The following is an 18,982-nucleotide window of genomic DNA, read 5'->3' as shown; positions in this document are numbered from 1 at the left end:
TAACTATTGTAGTATACTGATTCAGAGCATTTTTGCTTGTACAATATTGACCTATCTTTCACAATATTGACCTTGAAATGTAAATACGGAGGAAACATGGATACCATTAAGAGAATTTTAGAAGAATTTAATGCCTGCACCAATCTGGCAGTACGGGCATTTGACCGGTTTGAAAACTGTCTTATGATATGTGCCGGCCCCACCAACCGCCTGTGCTGTTACCCCTTGTGGCGCAAAACGGTATATAGGGCCTGCGAATTGCTTCATTCCGGCATGGACCAGGATCATATTACCCTGCAATGCGATATGTGCCCATGCCCCATCATGGGCACATCAAAGGCTGAGCTGTCCTTTACGGCCTGCTATATAGACCCTGCAATGCCGGAGCTTGGCACATTTGTTTTCGGACCCTATATACAGAATAGCGGCGACCCCTTATTTCCCTTAAAACCTGCTGAAGTGGTGCCGCATTTAATATCTCTGCTCCGGATGATCTCCCAAAAACATCTAAAGCAGGATCTGGAGTTTCAAACAAAGCAAGGGAATTCCTATCAGATTTACCGCTGCATTGAGTTTATAAAAAATCAGCTCTGGGGCAGCGTGACCTTACAGGAAGCCGCTGATTATTTAAACTTAAACCCATCCTATTTATGCCGTTTATTTAAAAGGGAAATGGGTTGCTCTTTTTCACAATACATCAACCGGCTTCGCGTGGAACGCAGCCAGGTCCTGTTATGTGATCAGACCTACTCCATGCTGGAAATAGCTCTGGCCGTAGGATTCTCCAGCCAGAGCTATTTTAACCGTGTCTTTAAAAATGTCTGCGGTAAAACACCCCAGGAATACCGGGAGTGCTTTTGCCAGATTTATGATAATTCCCAAACTTCCCTGGCAATCTAGACCGGTGGCATCAGCAGTGTTCCGAAAACAGCGATGGGAAGCTTGTTTTCCGGCCATAATGAGCCAAAAGCATAATTTTTTTAAAAAAAAATTAATAAAAGTTCTTTCATCTGCGTCACAAAAGTGATTTTTTTCCGTTATTATATATGTGACATCATTCGGGCGGAAGTTCTCCTTTGCTCTGCTTCCGCCTATCCCTTCAGCTTGTTCACAGAATTCGCCTAATTACATATATTATTATTACAGAACGACTTATCAAAGAAGCAGCGGAAAGAAGCGTTGACAACTCTCAGCCGCCGCCTTACCAAAGATAGATAACTCATTTTGATTTATGTCTCTTCTTTTCCTGTACTTTCGATGAGAAGTCCTGTAAAACTGCCCGATCATAAATATGAAACCTCAAAGGGGGGGAATCCATGGCATCTTGGTTTCCACCCCTTTAAAGAATTAATCCGATTTTCTTTTTGTATTCGGTCCCATACCTTCCCGGCGGGAATTATGGGTCTGATTCTGATTTTCCGGTTTGCCTTTTTCTGACGTGCCGTGAAACATTTCATTTGAGTTTTTCTGGGAAAGCTTTTCCCGGCTATTCTTTTCCATTTCCATCACCTCACCCATAGTATTGCCTGACAACATAAGATTTATGTGAAAACGCCTTTTTCACGCATAATCCATTCCATAGCTGCGCATTATAAAATTGAGGTGATGAACATGTCATATATAGCTCCCGCAGTCCAGGCAAAATTCGAGACTCTTTCCATCGACTTAAAAAATGAGATCCTGGAGCGAAACGTACAAATTAACACCATTTACGATTTGATCCATGTTTTGGAGGAAATTGTAAGCGAAGGAAGTAAATGATTCTCCTAAAAAACAGTCACAAGCCGAAACCGGCCTTATGACTGTTTTTTTGATGCCATATCTTAAACCACTTACATAGAAAGAGGGCCGGACACAAGCGATCCGACCCATTAATAAACGTAAAAATAATTATCTCCAGTAGTTATAGGAGGACTTACACTGACGGCCGCTGTTTGTGGCTGCAGCTTTGGTCTTGGAACAGGAGCTGCTGTTTTTGCCGGTGGAGCAGCTGTTCTTGCCGGTGGAGCAGTTACTGCCGGAACAGGAAGCACCCTTTGTGCAGGTAGACCCGGTGGTGCAGTTAGAGCCATTGGTACAGGTTGTACCGTTGCTGCAGCTATTACCGTTGGTGTTACAGCCGAGCTTGCTTAAAATGCTGTTAATATCTCCAGACTGTCCAAAGCAATTTGAAAGGTTCGTGTAATTACTTGTTGACGTCGGGCAGGTTGCTGCCTGCGCGGTCATAGGTACACCTGCTACGGTCAATACGGTTGCTGCTGCTAAAACGAATACTGGTAATTTCCTCATGGTAATATCCTCCTTATTTGTTACATAATTATTACATTTCTGTTACAAAATGTATAATAACATACAGGAAATGGAATTTCACTAGGAGAAAAATGGCAAACTTCCTCTATTTTTCCAGTTGGCACTCGTTAACCGCCAGTTTTAAAGCTCCCATAATGCCCTGATTATCATTTAAACTGGGAAGAACGATATAATGTTCCATATCCTCAAGTTCTTTTGTCCTGATATATCCGGCCAACTGACGCTTCACTTCTTCTCTCACCAAGGGCATCATATGTTCCTGATGCATTACACCTCCCCCCAGAATAATGCGCTGAGGAGAAAGAACCATAATGTAATCCACCAGAGCCTGAGCGATGTAATATGCCTCTAATTCCCATACTTCCTTCTGACCGGCCAGCTCTATGCCCTTTTTCCCCCACCGCGCTTCAATGGCAGGACCGGAAGCAAGGCCTTCCAGGCATGTCCTGTGATAAGGACATTTCCCTTCATAGCTGTCGTCCGGATGCTTGGACAGCAGCAAATGTCCTCCCTCCGGGTGCAGCATGCCGTGAAGCAGTTTTCCGTTGGAAATGATCCCTGCTCCCACACCGGTTCCAATGGTAATATACATGCTGTTTTCAAGGCCTTTCGTAATACCCCAGGTGGCCTCTCCCAGAGCAGACCCATTCACATCCGTGTCAAATCCGACCGGAATCTTAAGGGCTTCTTTCAAAACTCCCACAATGTTATAATTGGCCCACGCAAGCTTGGGGGTGGTGGTGATGTATCCATAAGTCTCTGAGTTCCTGTTTAAGTCTATAGGGCCAAAGCAGCCGATTCCCAGCCCTTCTATTTCTTTATCCTTAAAGTACCCGATCAGCTTTGGCATGGTGATTTCGGGCGTTTCAGTGGGAATGGAAACGCGTTCAAAAATTTCCCCGTTTTCATTTCCTATGGCACAAACCATCTTTGTTCCGCCTGCCTCTAATGCTCCAAGTCTCATATCCTTTTGCCTCCTCTTTATTCTGGGTTGGAACAGATGATAGACATCTTTCCCTCAAATCTGCACTCTCCGCTTTTTGACGGCACGATGAAATGCTGCCCTGCCTCCAAAGGAATCCCGTTTACGGAACCTTTTCCGCTTATCACGCTCACATTGGCAAAATATTTCCCAAACTCCTTTGTAAACACACCCTCAATATCATATTTATCCACTGAATAAAACTGGCAGGTCACCAAATGGGTGTGCACTGCACCTGGTATTTTCTCTGTTTCCGGATCAATCTGTTCTTCCTCAAAAGGCGCCTTTATGTTGGCAATGCTCTCTTCCACATGAAGCTGCCTTGGTTTTCCGTCGGACAAACGGTCATAATCATAGACCCGGTACGTAATATCACTGCTTTGTTGTGTCTCAAGTACCAGGGTTCCGGCCTTGATGGCATGAACACAGCCAGGATTGATTTGAAAAAAGTCTCCTTTTTTGATTGGAACAGTCCGGATAAATTCCTTCCACCGGTGATCCCTTATCATGGATTCCATTTCTTCCCGATCCCTGGCATGATGGCCCACCGCAATTTCAGTTCCCGGCTCACAGTCCAGAATATACCAGCACTCTGTTTTTCCAAGAGAGCCGTTTTCATGAAGCTTCGCATAGCTGTCATCGGGATGAACCTGAATGCTTAAATCAGCTCTTGCATCAATGATTTTAACCAGAAGGGGGAACTGATCTCCCGGATAATTCCCAAACAGCTCCGGTTCCTCTTTCCACAGGCTGCTAAGCCTCCTGCCGTCATATATTCCTCCCGCAATCTTACATTCCCCGTTCTTGTGGGCGCTGATTGCCCAGCATTCTCCGGTGGTATCGCTTGGTATCTCATAGCCGAATACATCCCGAAGTCTGGTTCCGCCCCAGATGGCCTCCATAAACACAGGCTCCAGAAACAAAAGTTCCATCAGTTTTCCTCCTTATGTAGTGATTTATGACCACTGCCTATATTTTACCTGAATATAGGAAAAAGGAAAAGAGGTATTTCTACTTTTTCTCAAAAATGGGGGAAACAGAAAAAAGTGCCGGAATGTCCGTTATCCGGATTCATTCTGACACTTTTTCCTTCTTACTGTGAATCTTTTCCGTATACCTCAATCTGGGTAAGAGCCGGAAATGGAGATGGATCATCTGCCTTTATCAGATCACTTAATTTCAGCCATGTGATATTCTTTTTTTCCATTGTGAACAGATGAGGCTTTACGCTCTTTTCCATTTCCACCACCTCCTGGGTTCCGTCAGAAAATGTAAATCTGGCTTTTACCCACCAGTTGTCATGAGGGAAATCTGCACGTGTGTATAAGGCAATTTTATCAAAATCCACGGGACGTCCAAAATCCAGGGTCATTTCCGCATCATCCTGACGGTTTATTCCCCAGGATTCATAAGGCCAGGCACCGTGGGATTCGTTGGCGAGAACGCCGTCAATGGCATTGCGGGCCGCAAATACCGCTTCGCCCCTGGTTTCCACATTGGCAAAGGCGTGAGGGAAACAGCCCGTATCCCCGTGCTGGTCCATGACATTCTTTGCTAAGTTCCGGTAAATGCCTGTTTCATAGTCAAAAGCCACCCGAATGGCCAGATAATGACGCCCGCCTGTAAAGGCTTGGGGGTTATATGAGATCTTTTTCTCCCCAAAGGGTATGGTATAAACGATTTCTTCCTTTGTCAGATAAACAAATGACTCATCCATACAGTCATCGATGCGCACCGAATAATGAGCTCCTGGCTTGTCTGTTGTAAAAACAATGACATCGCCTTCTTCGTATTCTCCTTCAAACACCAGAATTGCCTGATCCTCACTCAACGCGGAAGCCTTCACCCCGCCATTCTGGTTTCTTACAGCTATTGATACATTCGCCATGATCAGTCCTCCTGCTCTTCCTGTTCAAAATAATCTTTATATTCTACTTCTATCTGATACTTCATGCGCTTCATGCTGTAATACAGATGTTCTCTGAGAGACCGCTCCAGACCCTGGATGTCCTTCTTCTCCAGCAGATCAAAAAGCTCGGTATGCTCTCTGATGATCCTTGTAAAATCCGTTTCAGTTACAAAATCCAGCATACGGAACCTTGTATAATGTAACTGCTGAGCCTGTATCATATCCCAAAGCTTTTTCTTTCCGGTAGCCTGATACCAAATGGCGTGCATCTGGGCATCCATGCGGTAAAACTGCTCCGGTTCAAACCCTTTTTCCTGAATCAGAGCCTGCTGCTTGCGGATCATGTACCGGACTTCCTCCATCCAGAGAGGAGTTACCATATCCATAAAATCCCGCATGACCATGGTTTCCACAGCAACACGCATGTATATCATCTGTTTAATATTATCCAGATTCAAAAGCGTTACCTGTGTACCGGAATAGGGCACCGAATTGACAAAGCCCTGCTCCTGAAGCCGTCTTACCGCTTCCCTCACAGGCGTCCGGGACACGCCGAACCGTTCACAGATTTCATTTTCGCTGATGATCTGTCCGGGCTTTAATTCCAGGTCCAGAATCTCCTGCTTTAAGGTTTCAAACACCAGTTCACCGCGGTTTTTATAGGTTTTGGTCTTTCCTTCCATTGAACCCTCGACCTCCTCTATATTAGATCCGTTAAAATATGCCATGACCTCCGCCCTGAGAGCGGACATCATGGTCATATTTTAACATCAGGACCTGCCCATGCAAAGGGCCTGCCTGATTATTGAAATCTGATTATTACTGGGGCTGCTTGCCGATGTAAGCTAAAATACCGCCATCCACGTACAGAATATGTCCGTTGACAAAGTTGGAAGCGTCTGAGGAAAGGAACACGGCCGGGCCTGCCAGGTCCTCTGCTTCTCCCCATCGTCCTGCAGGAGTCTTGGAAATAATGAACTGGTCAAAGGGATGTCTGGAACCGTCTGCCTGAGTCTCACGCAGAGGTGCGGTCTGAGGAGTGGCGATGTAACCAGGTCCAATGCCGTTGCACTGAATGTTGAATTCGCCGTACTCAGATGCAATGTTCTTGGTCAGCATCTTAAGTCCGCCCTTTGCTGCAGCATATGCGGATACGGTCTCGCGGCCAAGCTCAGACATCATGGAGCAGATATTGATGATCTTTCCGTGACCCTTTTTGATCATGGACGGGATCACTGCCTTGGCTACGATAAACGGAGCGTTCAAGTCAACGTCAATTACCTGTCTGAACTGCTCAGCTGTCATATCGCACATGGGAATACGCTTGATAATGCCGGCATTGTTTACCAGGATGTCGATCACTCCGACCTCCTTCTCGATCTGAGCTGCCATGGCGTTTACGCCCTCTTCACTGGTAACGTCACATACGTAACCATGAGCTTCAATTCCTTCTTCCTTGTAAGCGGCAATTCCCTTATCCACTAATTCCTGTTTGATATCATTGAAAACAATGGTTGCGCCTGCTGCTGCAAGACCTTTTGCAATGGCAAAGCCAATGCCATAGGAAGCGCCTGTGATTAATGCAATTTTTCCGTCAAGGGAAAACTGATTTGCTAAGTAATCCTTATTCATGTTCAATCTCTCCTTTGCTTATTTTTTGGGGGTCAGTTATCTCATGATACTTGTGTTTTGAACTGTATTCAAACTATAAAATTTGTATACAAATCTAGCACCTTGTATATATGCTAACATATCCAATTTCTTTTTTCAATGTACATAATTAACAAACAATGCTCATTTTATTTATCTATAATTTTCCAAGGAACAGCCGCCTGTAAAAAAGAACAGTCTGGGTTCCTTTTCTGCAAACTGAACAGAACACGTTTCGTTAATTTTTCTTAGGGCATGTCTGAAAACTCATTGCCCGCACAAATGAAAAATCCCGGCTTCCGCAAGGAATACCGGGATTTTTATCATGCAATTTTGTTTATGATTGATACCGGCTTTTGACCTCAGTCTTCCAGAGTCATCATTTTCCGGTTTTTGAATTCCTGGATCTTTCCTTCATTCCAGTCATGTACGGGGCGGTAATATCCGGCAATCCTGCTGTAAACGTCTGTCTGCTTACCGCAGACCGGGCATATTTCCTGTTCTCCGGAAAGATAGCCGCAGGTCTGACAGATGGAATAGACCGGTGTAAAGGTGAAATATGGTATGCAATAATTTTCCGCCATCTTTCTTAAAGAGTCCCGGATCTTTCTCCAGTCCTCCTCTTCCTTACCCATGTAAACGGAAAATACAGTGCCTGCCGTATAAATCGGCTGAACCGCATTCTGGTTTTCAAGAGCTTCTGAAAGCGTTCCTCCAAAATCAGAGGAAAGCTTGGTACTGTTGGTGTAATAAGGGACATCCCCTTCTTTTCCCCCTGTTCTGATCTCCGGAAACTCATTTTTGTCGATCATTGCCAGACGATAGGCTGCCGATTCCGCCGGGGTTGCCTCCAGACAGTACAGACTTCCGTATTCCTGCTGATAACCCAGCAGCTTCTCCCTTAAGTGGTTCAGCACACCAGCCGCAAAGTCTCTAGTCTTTTGCGACTCCATTCCAGCCTTCAGCCAGGCGGCGTTAAGTCCTGCCTCATTCATTCCGATAAGGCCAATGGAAGAAAAATGGTTTTCCAGGCTTTCCAGATAACAGGCCGTATAGGGATAAAGCCCATTCTTTAAAAGCCGGCAGATCACATCCCGTTTGATCTTTAAGGATCTGGCCGCAATATCCGCCGCCTGATCCAGACGCTGGTAAAAATTCCGCTCATCAGATGACAAATAGCCGATCCGTGAAAGATTTATGGTGACCACGCCAATGGACCCGGTATTCTCCCCATATCCAAAGAAGCCTCCGGCCTTTCTGCGCAGCTTCGTAAGATCCGGGGTCACACCCTGATAGGAGATCCGCACATCCCCCGGCACCTGGCCGCCCCTGATATAGTTGGAAAAGTAAGGCGTTCCGTAATGAGAGGCCAGAGTGAACAAAAGGCGGTTGTTTTCTGTATCTGACCAGTCAAAATCCTCAGACAGTCCATAAACAGGAATGGGGTATTGAAATCCCATTCCTCCTGCATCTCCTGCCATCATGGTCTCTAAAAATGCCCGGTTGATCATATCCATTTCAGCCTGACAGTCCCCATAAGTAAAGTCCATCCGCCGGCCGCCCACAATGGCCCTTTCATCCTTCATATCCTTTGGAATTGTTAAATCCAGGGAAATGTGGGAAAAGGGCGCCTGGGTCCCCCACCGGCTGGGCGTGTTCACACCGAATACAAAAGCTTCCATGCACTTTTTCACCTTGTCATAGGAAAGACCGTCGGCCCTTACAAAAGGTGCCAGGTATGTATCAAAGGATGAGAAGGACTGGGAAGCAGCCCATTCATTCTGCATGATCCCCAGAAAATTAACCATTTGGTTGCACAGGGTGGCCAGATGCTTTGCAGGAGAGGCCGTAATCTTTCCCGTAATTCCTCCAAGCCCGTCTAACAAAAGCCTTTTTAAAGACCAGCCGCAGCTGTATCCCGTCAGCATGGATAGATCATGGATGTGGATATCCCCCCGGTTATAAGCATCTGCGATCTCTTTGTCGTAAATTTCAGAAAGCCAGTAATTTGCCGTCACCGCTCCGGAATTGTTAAGGATCAGGCCTCCCACGGAATAGGTCACCGTGGAATTTTCCTTTACGTGCCAGTCCTCTACCTTCACATAGTTGTCCACCACATCCTTATAATCCAGAGTGGTGGCTCCCAGTCTTCTGATCTTTTCTCTTTGCTTCCGGTAAAGGATATACGCTTTTGCCACATCCGTATATCCGGTCTCTTCCAGAATCTTCTCCACGCTGTCCTGAATATCCTCCACAGCCACCTGGTCTTCCTTTACCTTATCTTTAAAATCAGAGGCAACCCTTAAGGCCAGGAGTTCCACAATACTTTCCGTATAATACTTTCCGGTTGCCGTAAACGCCTTTTTCATGGCTTCCTTCACCTTAGATAAATCAAAGCCGGCCTCTGCCCCATCCCTTTTTATAACCTTTAGCATGTCAGTCCTTCTCCTTTAAATCCTATTTGACCTGGTAGATCATGATGCGGTCCCTACTATGCAATTCCTGCTGGAAATATCCGCTCTCCCCATTTACCTCCAATACCACCTGTCCAGTTACGTTTTTAAAATCCAGTCCGGAATATTCCAGCATGTCCATGAGATAATAAGGCTGGTGATCCGGTTTTAAAGGAAGAGTCAATGGGTTGTCATTCAGAAAGAACGTAATTTTCCCTTTTCCCCCACGGCTGCCTGCTCCCTTTCCATTGCCTGTCTGAGAGACCTGGTTTGTGGCTGATATAGACGGCTTAAGGCGGCTTGGATCGGTTTCTTCCGGCTCTTCCTTTTTTTCAGCAGCTTCCTCTTCTATTACAATGGTGTCACCGGATTTCAGCAATAAATCCTCCCTTGCCTCCTCACCGTTCACCAGCACCTTTTTCCCTTTTCCAATCTCAGCCACATCAGAAAGCATGGCTGATGCGCTCTTTCCATGGCTGGCAGGTATGAACACGATCCAGTCTTCCGAATTTACAGGATCAGAAAGCTGTGCTTCTTCTCCATTGAGCTTTAAGACAGACGGTTCCGCTTTTTCCCCGTAAAAAACCGTTCTTTTTCCATTGACGCTCACCACCAGATTCTGCCCGGAGCGCCCGATCATGTCCTGATAATTATAGCCGTTCATCATCAGAACATCCATTACGGTAAAGCTGCCGCTTCTGAAAAGCTTTGCCGGCTTGTCATTTAAAATGACCCGGAAGCTGTCATTGACAATGTTAAAGCCTGCAGATATGACAATGCCAAGAGGAGTGGCATATTCCGGGTTTTCAAGGTCATACTCATCGGAATAGGCATTGATCTTAAAATTATTTCCCGCAATGGCAACACGCTTGGAGTCGATTTTCAAATGCTCCACGATCCCCTCTTTTAAGCCGGAGAGTCTGCTTCCTCCCCCTGCCAGAAATACCGCCGACGGCACACTTCCGTTTACCTCCAGGATCTTTGCGGATATTTCCTCGCAAAGTCTGGAAGACGCCTCCTTAATGCACTCAAAAATGGATTCCCTGGTGATGGTCTGCTCAAATCCCAGAATGTCGGAAAAATGTATCTCCTCTGCCTCATCAATTTCTGACTTGATTTTCTCTGCGGTATCGAAATCTACCAGATATTCCTTCATAATGGTCTCGGTGATCTCATCTCCTGCCAGAATGGCCATGGTATAACCGGTGACACTTCCATCCCTGCAGACCGCAATATCGGAGGTTCCTGCACCTATGTCCACCATAGCCAGATTTAACAGACGGATATTCTGAGGAATTGCCGCATTAATGGCTGCAATGGGCTCCAAGGTCAGGCTTGCCACCTCCAAACCGGTTTTGTGCATGGCCGCATAAAGGCTTTCCACCACCTCCGTAGGCAGGAAGGTGGCAATGATATCTGCTTTTAAGACCCTTCCGTGATGGTCGATGAGATTGGAAATCATATAGTTGTCCAGGTAATAACGGCTTACCGTATAACCCACCAGGTAGAACTGCCGGTCTGATTCCCTGCCTTCTCTATTCATAAATAACTTTTCTGCTTCGCTGATTGCCCCCGCTTCCAGACGGCTTACTGATTCCGCATCGATTTTCTGAGGTCTGGAAAGCTCCATCTCATAAGTCACGCTCTCGGTGCGCAGCGCTCTTCCCGCCGCAGCCACGCAGACCTTGTTAAGCCTGCATCCCAGCTTCTTTTCCAGCCTGTCCTTGACCTGGCCTGCGATCTTTGCCACCTGGTCGATATCCTCGATCTGGCCGTCAATCATCGCCCGTTTCGTGTGCTCGGCTCTCTCTATGGCAACGATATGAATTCTGTCCCCGTCAGGCATGCCCACCATGCCGATGATGCTCCGGGTACCAATATCCAGAGCAAAAACAGCCTGATCCGGAAGTGTATCTGTCAAAATACTATGTCTGTTATCCATAAATAATGCCCCATTCCCTTATGTATTTGTCTATTATTCTACTAGTATAAACAGCCTCCGTCAATCGAATAAAGGAAACTTTTGCGGAAAATACTCGTAAAATGACATGAAAAAACAGGCCGCAGCTTAAGGATTCGCGCTGCGGCCTGTTTTTATCAGCACTGATTTCTAATATCAAAGCTTGGATTGAATGCGTAGAAATTCCTGCTGTCCAGATTATCCTGGGTGATTCTTAAAGCTTCACCAAACCTCTGGAAATGAACGATTTCCCGCTCCCTTAAGTAACGGATGGGATCGCAGATCTCAGGATCAGTTATTACACGAAGAATGTTGTCATAAGTGCTCCGGGCTTTCTGCTCCGCAGCCATATCCTCCACCAAATCGGTAATCGGGTCACCTTTTGACTGAAATTGATTGGCATTAAAGGGAACTCCTCCGGCTGACTGAGGCCAGATACCCGTGGTATGATCAATGTAATACGGGCCAAAGCCTGATTCCACCACCTGCTCCGGCGTTAAGTTTCTGGTTAGCTGGTGAACGATGGCTGCTACGATTTCTAAGTGAGCAAGCTCCTCCGTTCCAATATCCGTTAAAAGTCCCTTACATTCCTTATAAGGCATGGCATAGCGCTGGGAAAGATAGCGCATGGAGGCTCCCATTTCTCCATCCGGCCCGCCTTAAGTCAAAAACAGATGAACAGACTCTGCACTCTTTCCCCGCTCATATTGCCCTCCGTTTCCCCATATATTTATAAAAACCTTCCTTTTAGGAGGCTCGTATGCAGACAATCTCTCAAAAAACCCTGACGGATATCATGCGCTACAATGGGATCACTGTTTTCATCTATACAATTCATTATCCCCAGTTTACCACCACATGCAATCCGGCCGCCGCACAGAAGATCAATACATTCTATGAATTTCAGGCCAGACAGAAAGAGGCTTACTGCCGCACAGAGCTGTACTCTCAGGCCGTAGAACAGGTAGAATACTCCCAGGATAACCAGTTTCCATTTCATAACTATGAATTTTTATCGGTCTATCAGGTTACATACAATGAGGACTGCGTCACCAGTCTTTACACCAACCAGTATACCTACCTGGGAGGGGCTCATGGAAATACAATCAGGGATTCCCAGACATGGGACTTTTGTACCGGCAACCAGCTGAGCCTCCTTGATTTCTTCCCGAACAATCCAAAATTTACGGATTATATTTTTAATGGCATCCAGCAGCAGATAGAAGAACAGCTAAAAACGTCCTCTTCCCAGTACTTTGATGACTATCCTTCTCTCATTCGCGGGAATTTTAATATCAACGGATTTTTTGTTAAACCCACGGGAATTGTCATCTACTATCAGCAGTACGATATCGCCCCCTATGTAAGCGGAATCCCGGAATTTTTCTTTCCTTTCCAAGACTGTTCTCCCAATGCCTGACCTTGCCTGTTTCCTGGCCGGATCCGCAGTTCCGGCCAGGCTTGTCCGCCATCAATTCCGCGCCTTTCCTCTATTTTCCGTAAATCCAGTCGATCATATGTACCGCATTCACCATTCACAAACTGTTCACAGTTATATCAAAATTTCATCACATTTCCCCGGTATATTAGTAAGTGCAAAAGGCAGTAACCTTTTAAATAAAACTTTTTTTCATACTTGGCCGGCAGGATCCCCCATCTTGCCGGCTCCCTCCATATCTGGCCTGATTTCTTTCATCCTCAGTCTGAGGCGGCCATTCTTTGAAATCCAATGGATCCCATCATTTTATCCTGAATCATCAACGCAATTTCCTTGCGCTTTTCTTCTGGCAGAGAATTCATAAGAACATCTTTTCCGTTAATTTCTATGTAATTTTCTATAATCAGCTTTTTGTTCATATTTCAATCCCCTCCCTGGTAAAATGTATGTGACACGGATTGTACTTGTTTCCGGATATTTCCCAGACGCAAAAGGAAAGAGGGGATGGATTTTGAGAAAAAATGAAACAAAGGAAATCGGAGCTGCTTACATCCGCGTAAGCACAAACGACCAGACAGAGCTTTCTCCTGATGCCCAGTTGAGAGAAATTAAAAAAGCAGCAGAAGCAGATGGGGTCCTGATCCCGGAGAAATTTATCTTTATCGAAGAAAAAGGTGTCAGCGGACGCCGGGCCGACAACCGGAAGCAGTTCCAGAAAATGATCTCCATTGCCAAATCCCAGCCCTCCCCTTTCCAGTATCTCTACCTGTGGAAATTCTCCCGGTTTGCAAGAAATCAGGAGGAGAGCATGTTTTATAAAGGCGTTCTCCGGAAAAAGTGCGGCGTGACCATTATAAGTGTATCCGAGCCTATTATGGAGGGTATGTTCGGCCGCCTCATCGAAAGCATTATCGAATGGTTCGATGAATACTATTCCATCAACCTATCTGGAGAAGTTACCAGGGGTATGACAGAAAAAGCCTTGCGGGAGGGCTACCAGGCTTCCCCATGCCTTGGATACCGGGCGGTTGGTGAAGGAAAACCCTTTCTTATCGATGATGCAGAATATAAGATCGTGGAATACATCCATCAATCCTATCACAGCGGCATGGATCTGTCCGCCATCGCAAGAAACGCCAATGCTCAGGGCTTTCTGACCAAAAGGGGGAACCGCTTTGACCGGCGGGCCATTGAGCGCATTTTAAAAAACAGGTTCTATGACGGAATTGTCACCTGGAAGGATATCTCCTTTCATGGGCAGCATGAAACCAAAGAGACCGTAACATCGGTTTTTAAAGACAATCAGGCACGCCTTCAAAGAGAATACAGGCCCCAAAGCCGCCGGGAGGTGTCCAGCTGCAGGCATTGGGCCTCAGGCCTATTAAAATGCGGGTACTGCGGCGCAAGCCTTGTATTTAATAAAGCCCCGGATACAGGCCGCCATCCCAGTTATTTTCAGTGCTGGCGTTACGCCAAAGGGCTTCATGAGGAATCCTGCAGCATAACTGCCCATAAGATGGAGGACCTTATTATAGAGTCACTTCGCAATGCCCTTGCCTCCGAAGAAATGAAATACACCTATGTACGAAAACCTGTTGCCAAAGCGTACCGTGAAGAAGAAAACATACAGGCAGCCCTGTCCAGGATCAGCCACAAAAAGCAGCGGATAAAGGACGCCTATGAAAATGGAATCGATACACTGGAAGAATACAAAGCAGGAAAAAAGCGCATAAAAAAAGAGCAGGAAGAGCTGGAAAACCGCTTGAATGAGTTAAAGATCCGTCCCCCGCGTGATAAGTCCGCTGATAATATCCGGCTGGCTGCCAGAATACAGAAAGCCTGCGACATCATTTCCGATCCGGATATGGGCTATGAGATGAAAGGAAACGCCTTAAGAAGTGTTGTAAAGAAAATTGTATACGATAAGCAGGAAGGAACGGTAAAATTCTTTTATTACGTTTCCCTGTGACCGGACAAAAGACCACGCCGTTTCTTACACCTGATCATATGGTGCTGCAATATGGCCCACCATACTGGCTCATAATGAACATAGCAATCTTGGGATTAGGAGTGGTAATATTTACCGGATACTGTAATCTCTTCTCATACCTCCACATTAACCGCACACTCCTTCCCAAGGCCATGGATCTTCAATCCAGGTCCAGTAATTTTCATCCATCACTCCATCAGCCATCAGAGGACCACACTGCTCCTCATATGCCTGCATTGCCTGCATCCGCATATTTACTACATAATAGTAATAGTTCAATGCATCCTGATCGTCTGGATGGGTGTCAAGATACAAAACCACATCATCCATTGCAAAACTGGCTTCATACACCTGCTTTAACAGCATATCGCAATTAACATTAGAATCCATCATCACTGGCACCCCCCCATAATAAATGGTTTATTCAGATCCGGGAAGATCGTTCCAACGCTCATGGCCACATCTAGCGAATATACCTGCTGCCACTGCTGCCATGGCACATAAGCCATTCCAACCGGGAACTGGTCGATGTTTTCGGCAGGAGATGTCTGAGACGGAGCGGACCAGCCGGGGCATGTAACCGGGGCAGTGCATTTGGGCATTTCCGGACATTTGACTGTCACGGCTTCTTTGACCTTTTCCGGACATTTTACCGGCATTGGGCATGGCGGCATTTCCCGGCATTTTGCCGGCATTGGGCATGGCGATATGTCACGGCATTTTGCCGGCATTGGGCATGCAGGCCTTTCCGGACACTTGGTTGATACGGCTTCCTTTACCTTTTCCGGGCATTTAGGAGGCATGGGGCATGGCGATATGTCACGGCATTTTGCCGGCATCGGGCATACCGGCATTTCCGGGCATTTCATCGTCACCGCCTCTTTCACCTTTTCCGGGCATTTTGGCGGCATGGGGCATGGCGATATGTCACGGCATTTTGCCGGCATCGGGCATACCGGCATTTCCGGGCATTTCATCGTCACTGCCTCTTTCACCTTTTCCGGGCATTTTGGCGGCATGGGGCATGGCGATATGTCACGGCATTTTGCTGGCATTGGGCATACCGGCATTTCCGGACATCTCATGCAAACGGGAGTGGTTTCAGCTTCACTTTTTGTGTCCGAGCACTTGGTTTTTTTAGGCGGCATCCACGGGCAGGGACCTGCGGACATCCCCTGTTGTGTCATGAGTATGGGAGATGCCGCAGTTTCTGCGGATTTTGCAGGACCTGATCCAAGGGGCATGTCGGGACGGATCACTGTACCAGGGCTTACAGACATATCAAGCCCCATGGCAGACTCCCAGCCGGTTGGACCGGTGCCAGTCATGCAGCCGGGACACCATTGCTTCGTATAACAATCCATAGGATGTGTGACTCCTTTCGCTATTGAAAGATTCTAATATCAATCTATGAAAGGAATACTCTGTTGTGCAGGGCCTGCAGAAATTTTTCCGTTAATTTCAAAGGAAGATCCGTGGCATGGGCATTCCCAGCGCTTATCGTACCGGTTCCATACCAGACGGCAGCCCAAGTGGGGACAATTTATGGCTCCCGGCATGGCTCCGGCTGAAAGTCCCTTCACCGACTCCAGGCCATGAGAAACCAGGGTACCGGCTGCTGCCTTCATATGATGTCTTCTGGGAGAGAACACTCCGTCATAAGGTGTTCTTTTTCCTGTGATCTGGGCGCTCAGTATTTTGGCTGCAACCATGGACGAACTCATACCCCATTTTCCAAAACCTGTGGCAACATACCAGTCCGGCTTTAAGGAAGAAAACGGTCCGATGTAGGGGATTCCATCTAATGTCATACAATCCTGGGCCGTCCATCTTCTGATCTCTCTGGCCTCCGGAAACAGATGCTCTCCCGCCCGTCTCATAATGGAAAATGGACTTTCCTTAGGCGCTTTTCCGGTTCTGTGGCTTCCGTATCCCAAAAGAAGTTTATCCCCCACATTCCGAAAGGAATATCCTCTCTCATCGATTCCAAGGTACATGCCGCGGACTGCTTCAACCGGTTCAAGCTCCATGACATAGCTTTTTTCCTGATACATTTTTGCAAAATAAAATCCCGGCACATTGACAAAGGGATAATGGGATGCAAATACCACCTTTTCAGCCTTTACAACCCCTTTGTCCGTCACCACCTCATGCCCCTGAACCTTGATAACCCTTGTCCGCTCAAAAACCGTTATACCTGCGGAAATATCTCTTAAAAACTCCAGGGGATTAAACTGGGCCTGTCCTTTAAAGCGCACAGCTCCGTGGACAGAAAAAGGAAGTCCGGTCTCTCTGACAAAGGAGGCCGGCAGCCCGAGCCTGGCAGCACACTCCGCCTCTCTTGCAAGCACCTCTGATTCCTGAACCGAATATAGATATGCCTCCATCGGTTCATAATGGCATTGTATGGAATAGCGTTTAATCAGCTTTCCATACTCCTCCACCGCCAGCTGGTTTGCCTTTCCGTACAGCCTTGTTGTTTCCTCTCCAACCGTCCGCACCAGCTTGTCATAGATCAGATTGTGCTGGGAGGTAATTTTTGCCGTTGTAAATCCCGTCTGCCCGCTTCCTATGCGGTTTGCTTCCAACACCACCACATGAAGTCCATGTCTTTGTAAATAGAAGGCAGTTAGTATTCCTGCCATTCCAGCTCCTATTACCACAACCTCTGTCCGTTTGTTCCCTGTCAAAGGGTTCCTCCCGGGTATTCTGGCTGATTCTGTCCAGATTGATTTCATTTTTTCCACCTCTTGCCTTTATGCTTAAAATACCAAAAAATGTTTACCTTACCCTTATTATTCACTCTATTTCAGGATTAATGCCTATTCTTTCCCTTCCAATTATTTCTTGATTTCCCCCTGCTTTTATAATACAATAAAATCAAACAGCCGATAAACGGGAGGAAATCCATATGAATTGGTTTCGTAAAAAAACAGCTCCGCCTCTGCAGACCGGGACAAAAGTCCAGGTTACAGGAGATATGGTTTCAGAGCGCAAGCCGGAACGGGATGCCTGTTTAAAACATTTAAGCCAGGTAATGGACTCAGGAGAACGGGGCGCTGTGCTAAAGCTTCACATAGAAAATTTCAAACGGCTGAACCAGGTATTTGGTTATGAGTACTGTGAAAACCTCCTGGAACAGATCCTTACATATTTAAAAGAAGTGACAGGAAAAAACGTCTATCATTATATTGGCGTGGAGTATATGATCATACTGGACCGCTACACCCAGGGACAGGCATTGGAGCTTGCGGAAGAAATCACCGGTAAGTTTGATCATGTCTGGAAGGTCAGCGGAACAGACTGTTTATGTTCCGCACAAATAGGGATCTGTTCCTATCCGGGACATGCCTCTTCACCGGACCAAATGTTAAAATGTCTGGATTTAGCCGTTAATAAAGCAGAGGAAGGCGGTCCCAACCAGGCAGTTGTCTTTGACAGCGCCTTGCAGAAGCAGCTGCAGCGGCACCAGACCATTGCCCTTTATTTAAAGACAGCCCTGGAAAAGGAAGAGGTGGAGGTCCGTTACCGCCCTACCCTTCATATGGATACGGGAATGTTTGTCCGGGCCGAGCTATACATGCGCATTTTTATTAAGGGTCTTGGCTTAATCGGAGCCAGTGAGTTTCTACCTGTTGCAGAGGATTCCGGCCAGATCCGTGCCATTGAATACTATGCCCTGGAAAAGGCTGCCCAATGTATCTCCGGACTGCTTGAAGCTGACTGTAAATTTGAATCCATTGCCCTTCCCATTTCTCCAGTCCTTTTTTTACAGGAAGATTTCCTTGATGAGGTAAAGCGGATCATGGATACCCATCACATACCAAAGGGAAAACTTGCCCTGGAAATTCAGGAAAGCGCCTTAACCATGGCTTATTTAAACATCAATGTGATGCTTCAGCAATTACAGGAAATGGGCGTGGAGATCATCCTCAATGAATTTGGCTCCGGCTACTCCGGAATCTCCTCCATCCTGGAGCTGCCGGTGGATACCTTAAAGCTTGAGCGCCTGTTCGTCTGGCAGCTTGAGACCAACCCAAAGTCCCGGTACATCATTGAAGGACTTGTCCGGATGGCAAGAGATCTTGATATAACCATTATTGCCGAAGGCGTGGAAACAGAAAACCAGGTGAGGATCCTGACGGAAGCCGGCTGCAATTACCAGCAGGGATTTTATTATTCTCCCACCCTGGAAAAGGATACTGTGTTAAAGATTCTCGGAACTTCCTTAACAGATTCTCATCAGCTCCTGGCAGAAGAAAAGGAAAAAATGAGCCGTTAATTTTCTCT

The 18,982-nt window shown here is 46.6% G+C and carries 18 protein-coding genes and 2 pseudogenes; 5 read left to right on the top strand and 15 right to left on the bottom strand.

Annotated features, from left to right (window positions below):
- Positions 1–96: 96 nt before the first annotated feature.
- Positions 97–900, top strand: coding sequence for a helix-turn-helix domain-containing protein (locus K401_RS31965; RefSeq protein ID WP_024294438.1), 804 nt, complete (start codon positions 97–99; stop codon positions 898–900).
- Between the two features lie 447 nt (positions 901–1,347).
- On the opposite strand, the gene K401_RS33255 is transcribed toward K401_RS31965, so the two are convergent.
- Positions 1,348–1,500 carry a hypothetical protein gene (locus tag K401_RS33255; protein WP_166435285.1) on the bottom strand — a complete coding sequence of 51 codons (153 nt, stop codon included), beginning with the start codon at positions 1,498–1,500 and terminating at the stop codon, positions 1,348–1,350.
- A 111-nt stretch (positions 1,501–1,611) separates the two neighbouring features.
- On the opposite strand from K401_RS33255, the gene K401_RS33250 reads away from it, so the two are divergent.
- The gene (locus K401_RS33250) at positions 1,612–1,761 is read left to right on the top strand and encodes a hypothetical protein (protein ID WP_024294437.1); all 150 of its coding nucleotides are present in this window, start codon (positions 1,612–1,614) and stop codon (positions 1,759–1,761) included.
- A 129-nt stretch (positions 1,762–1,890) separates the two neighbouring features.
- On the opposite strand, the gene K401_RS0118965 is transcribed toward K401_RS33250, so the two are convergent.
- From K401_RS0118965 to K401_RS31350, 9 genes and pseudogenes are all read right to left on the bottom strand, one after another.
- On the bottom strand, positions 1,891–2,289 hold the full coding sequence (locus tag K401_RS0118965; RefSeq protein ID WP_024294436.1) for a hypothetical protein: 399 nt from the start codon (positions 2,287–2,289) through the stop codon (positions 1,891–1,893).
- A 106-nt stretch (positions 2,290–2,395) separates the two neighbouring features.
- Positions 2,396–3,274, bottom strand: a complete 879-nt coding sequence (locus K401_RS0118960) for an ROK family protein (protein ID WP_024294435.1) — start codon at positions 3,272–3,274, stop codon at positions 2,396–2,398.
- 17 nt (positions 3,275–3,291) lie between these two features.
- On the bottom strand, positions 3,292–4,227 hold the full coding sequence (locus K401_RS0118955) for a type I phosphomannose isomerase catalytic subunit (RefSeq protein WP_024294434.1): 936 nt from the start codon (positions 4,225–4,227) through the stop codon (positions 3,292–3,294).
- 158 nt (positions 4,228–4,385) lie between these two features.
- The gene (locus K401_RS0118945) at positions 4,386–5,180 is read right to left on the bottom strand and encodes a carbohydrate-binding protein (RefSeq protein ID WP_024294433.1); all 795 of its coding nucleotides are present in this window, start codon (positions 5,178–5,180) and stop codon (positions 4,386–4,388) included.
- Positions 5,181–5,182: 2 nt separating this feature from the next.
- Complete coding sequence (locus K401_RS0118940) at positions 5,183–5,884, bottom strand: GntR family transcriptional regulator (protein ID WP_024294432.1); 702 nt, start codon at positions 5,882–5,884, stop codon at positions 5,183–5,185.
- A 136-nt stretch (positions 5,885–6,020) separates the two neighbouring features.
- Entirely contained in the window at positions 6,021–6,833 is an 813-nt protein-coding gene (locus tag K401_RS0118935) for a gluconate 5-dehydrogenase (RefSeq protein ID WP_024294431.1), read from the bottom strand.
- A 380-nt stretch (positions 6,834–7,213) separates the two neighbouring features.
- Positions 7,214–9,286 carry a ribonucleoside triphosphate reductase gene (locus K401_RS0118930; RefSeq protein WP_024294430.1) on the bottom strand — a complete coding sequence of 691 codons (2,073 nt, stop codon included), beginning with the start codon at positions 9,284–9,286 and terminating at the stop codon, positions 7,214–7,216.
- Positions 9,287–9,308: 22 nt separating this feature from the next.
- Entirely contained in the window at positions 9,309–11,246 is a 1,938-nt protein-coding gene (locus K401_RS0118925) for a cell division protein FtsA (RefSeq protein ID WP_024294429.1), read from the bottom strand.
- A 155-nt stretch (positions 11,247–11,401) separates the two neighbouring features.
- A pseudogene (locus K401_RS31350) lies at positions 11,402–11,923 on the bottom strand (manganese catalase family protein); the annotation flags it as partial.
- A 101-nt stretch (positions 11,924–12,024) separates the two neighbouring features.
- Between K401_RS31350 and K401_RS0118915 the strand changes: the two are divergent.
- Entirely contained in the window at positions 12,025–12,684 is a 660-nt protein-coding gene (locus tag K401_RS0118915) for a DUF3298 and DUF4163 domain-containing protein (protein WP_024294428.1), read from the top strand.
- A 278-nt stretch (positions 12,685–12,962) separates the two neighbouring features.
- Here the strand turns inward: K401_RS0118915 and K401_RS33245 are convergent, their stop codons facing one another.
- Positions 12,963–13,121, bottom strand: a complete 159-nt coding sequence (locus tag K401_RS33245; protein WP_166435284.1) for a hypothetical protein — start codon at positions 13,119–13,121, stop codon at positions 12,963–12,965.
- A gap of 92 nt (positions 13,122–13,213) precedes the next feature.
- Between K401_RS33245 and K401_RS0118905 the strand changes: the two genes are divergently transcribed.
- Positions 13,214–14,671: a recombinase family protein gene (locus tag K401_RS0118905; RefSeq protein WP_024294427.1), complete on the top strand. Its 1,458-nt coding sequence runs from the start codon at positions 13,214–13,216 to the stop codon at positions 14,669–14,671.
- A gap of 52 nt (positions 14,672–14,723) precedes the next feature.
- On the opposite strand, the pseudogene K401_RS34080 reads toward K401_RS0118905, so the two are convergent.
- The 4 genes and pseudogenes from K401_RS34080 to K401_RS0118880 form a co-directional block, all read right to left on the bottom strand.
- Positions 14,724–14,819, bottom strand: a pseudogene (locus K401_RS34080) (manganese catalase family protein); the annotation flags it as partial.
- Entirely contained in the window at positions 14,819–15,085 is a 267-nt protein-coding gene (locus K401_RS0118895; RefSeq protein ID WP_024294426.1) for a spore coat protein CotJB, read from the bottom strand. The gene K401_RS0118895 and the pseudogene K401_RS34080, both read right to left, overlap by 1 nt.
- A complete protein-coding gene (locus tag K401_RS33640) occupies positions 15,085–16,056 on the bottom strand; it encodes a spore coat associated protein CotJA (protein WP_242842322.1) in 972 nt (323 codons plus the stop codon). Before K401_RS33640 ends, K401_RS0118895 begins: the two co-directional genes overlap by 1 nt.
- Before the next feature lie 39 nt (positions 16,057–16,095).
- The gene (locus tag K401_RS0118880) at positions 16,096–17,430 is read right to left on the bottom strand and encodes an FAD-dependent oxidoreductase (protein ID WP_024294423.1); all 1,335 of its coding nucleotides are present in this window, start codon (positions 17,428–17,430) and stop codon (positions 16,096–16,098) included.
- Between the two features lie 173 nt (positions 17,431–17,603).
- On the opposite strand from K401_RS0118880, the gene K401_RS0118875 reads away from it, so the two are divergent.
- Positions 17,604–18,974: a GGDEF domain-containing phosphodiesterase gene (locus tag K401_RS0118875; protein WP_024294422.1), complete on the top strand. Its 1,371-nt coding sequence runs from the start codon at positions 17,604–17,606 to the stop codon at positions 18,972–18,974.
- Positions 18,975–18,982: the final 8 nt, after the last annotated feature.

Origin of the sequence: Lacrimispora indolis DSM 755 (genome assembly GCF_000526995.1) — a bacterium.
Lineage (GTDB): Bacteria > Bacillota > Clostridia > Lachnospirales > Lachnospiraceae > Lacrimispora > Lacrimispora indolis.
Note: the sequence above shows the minus strand (reverse complement) of the source record. Positions and strands in the feature narration are given on the sequence as shown.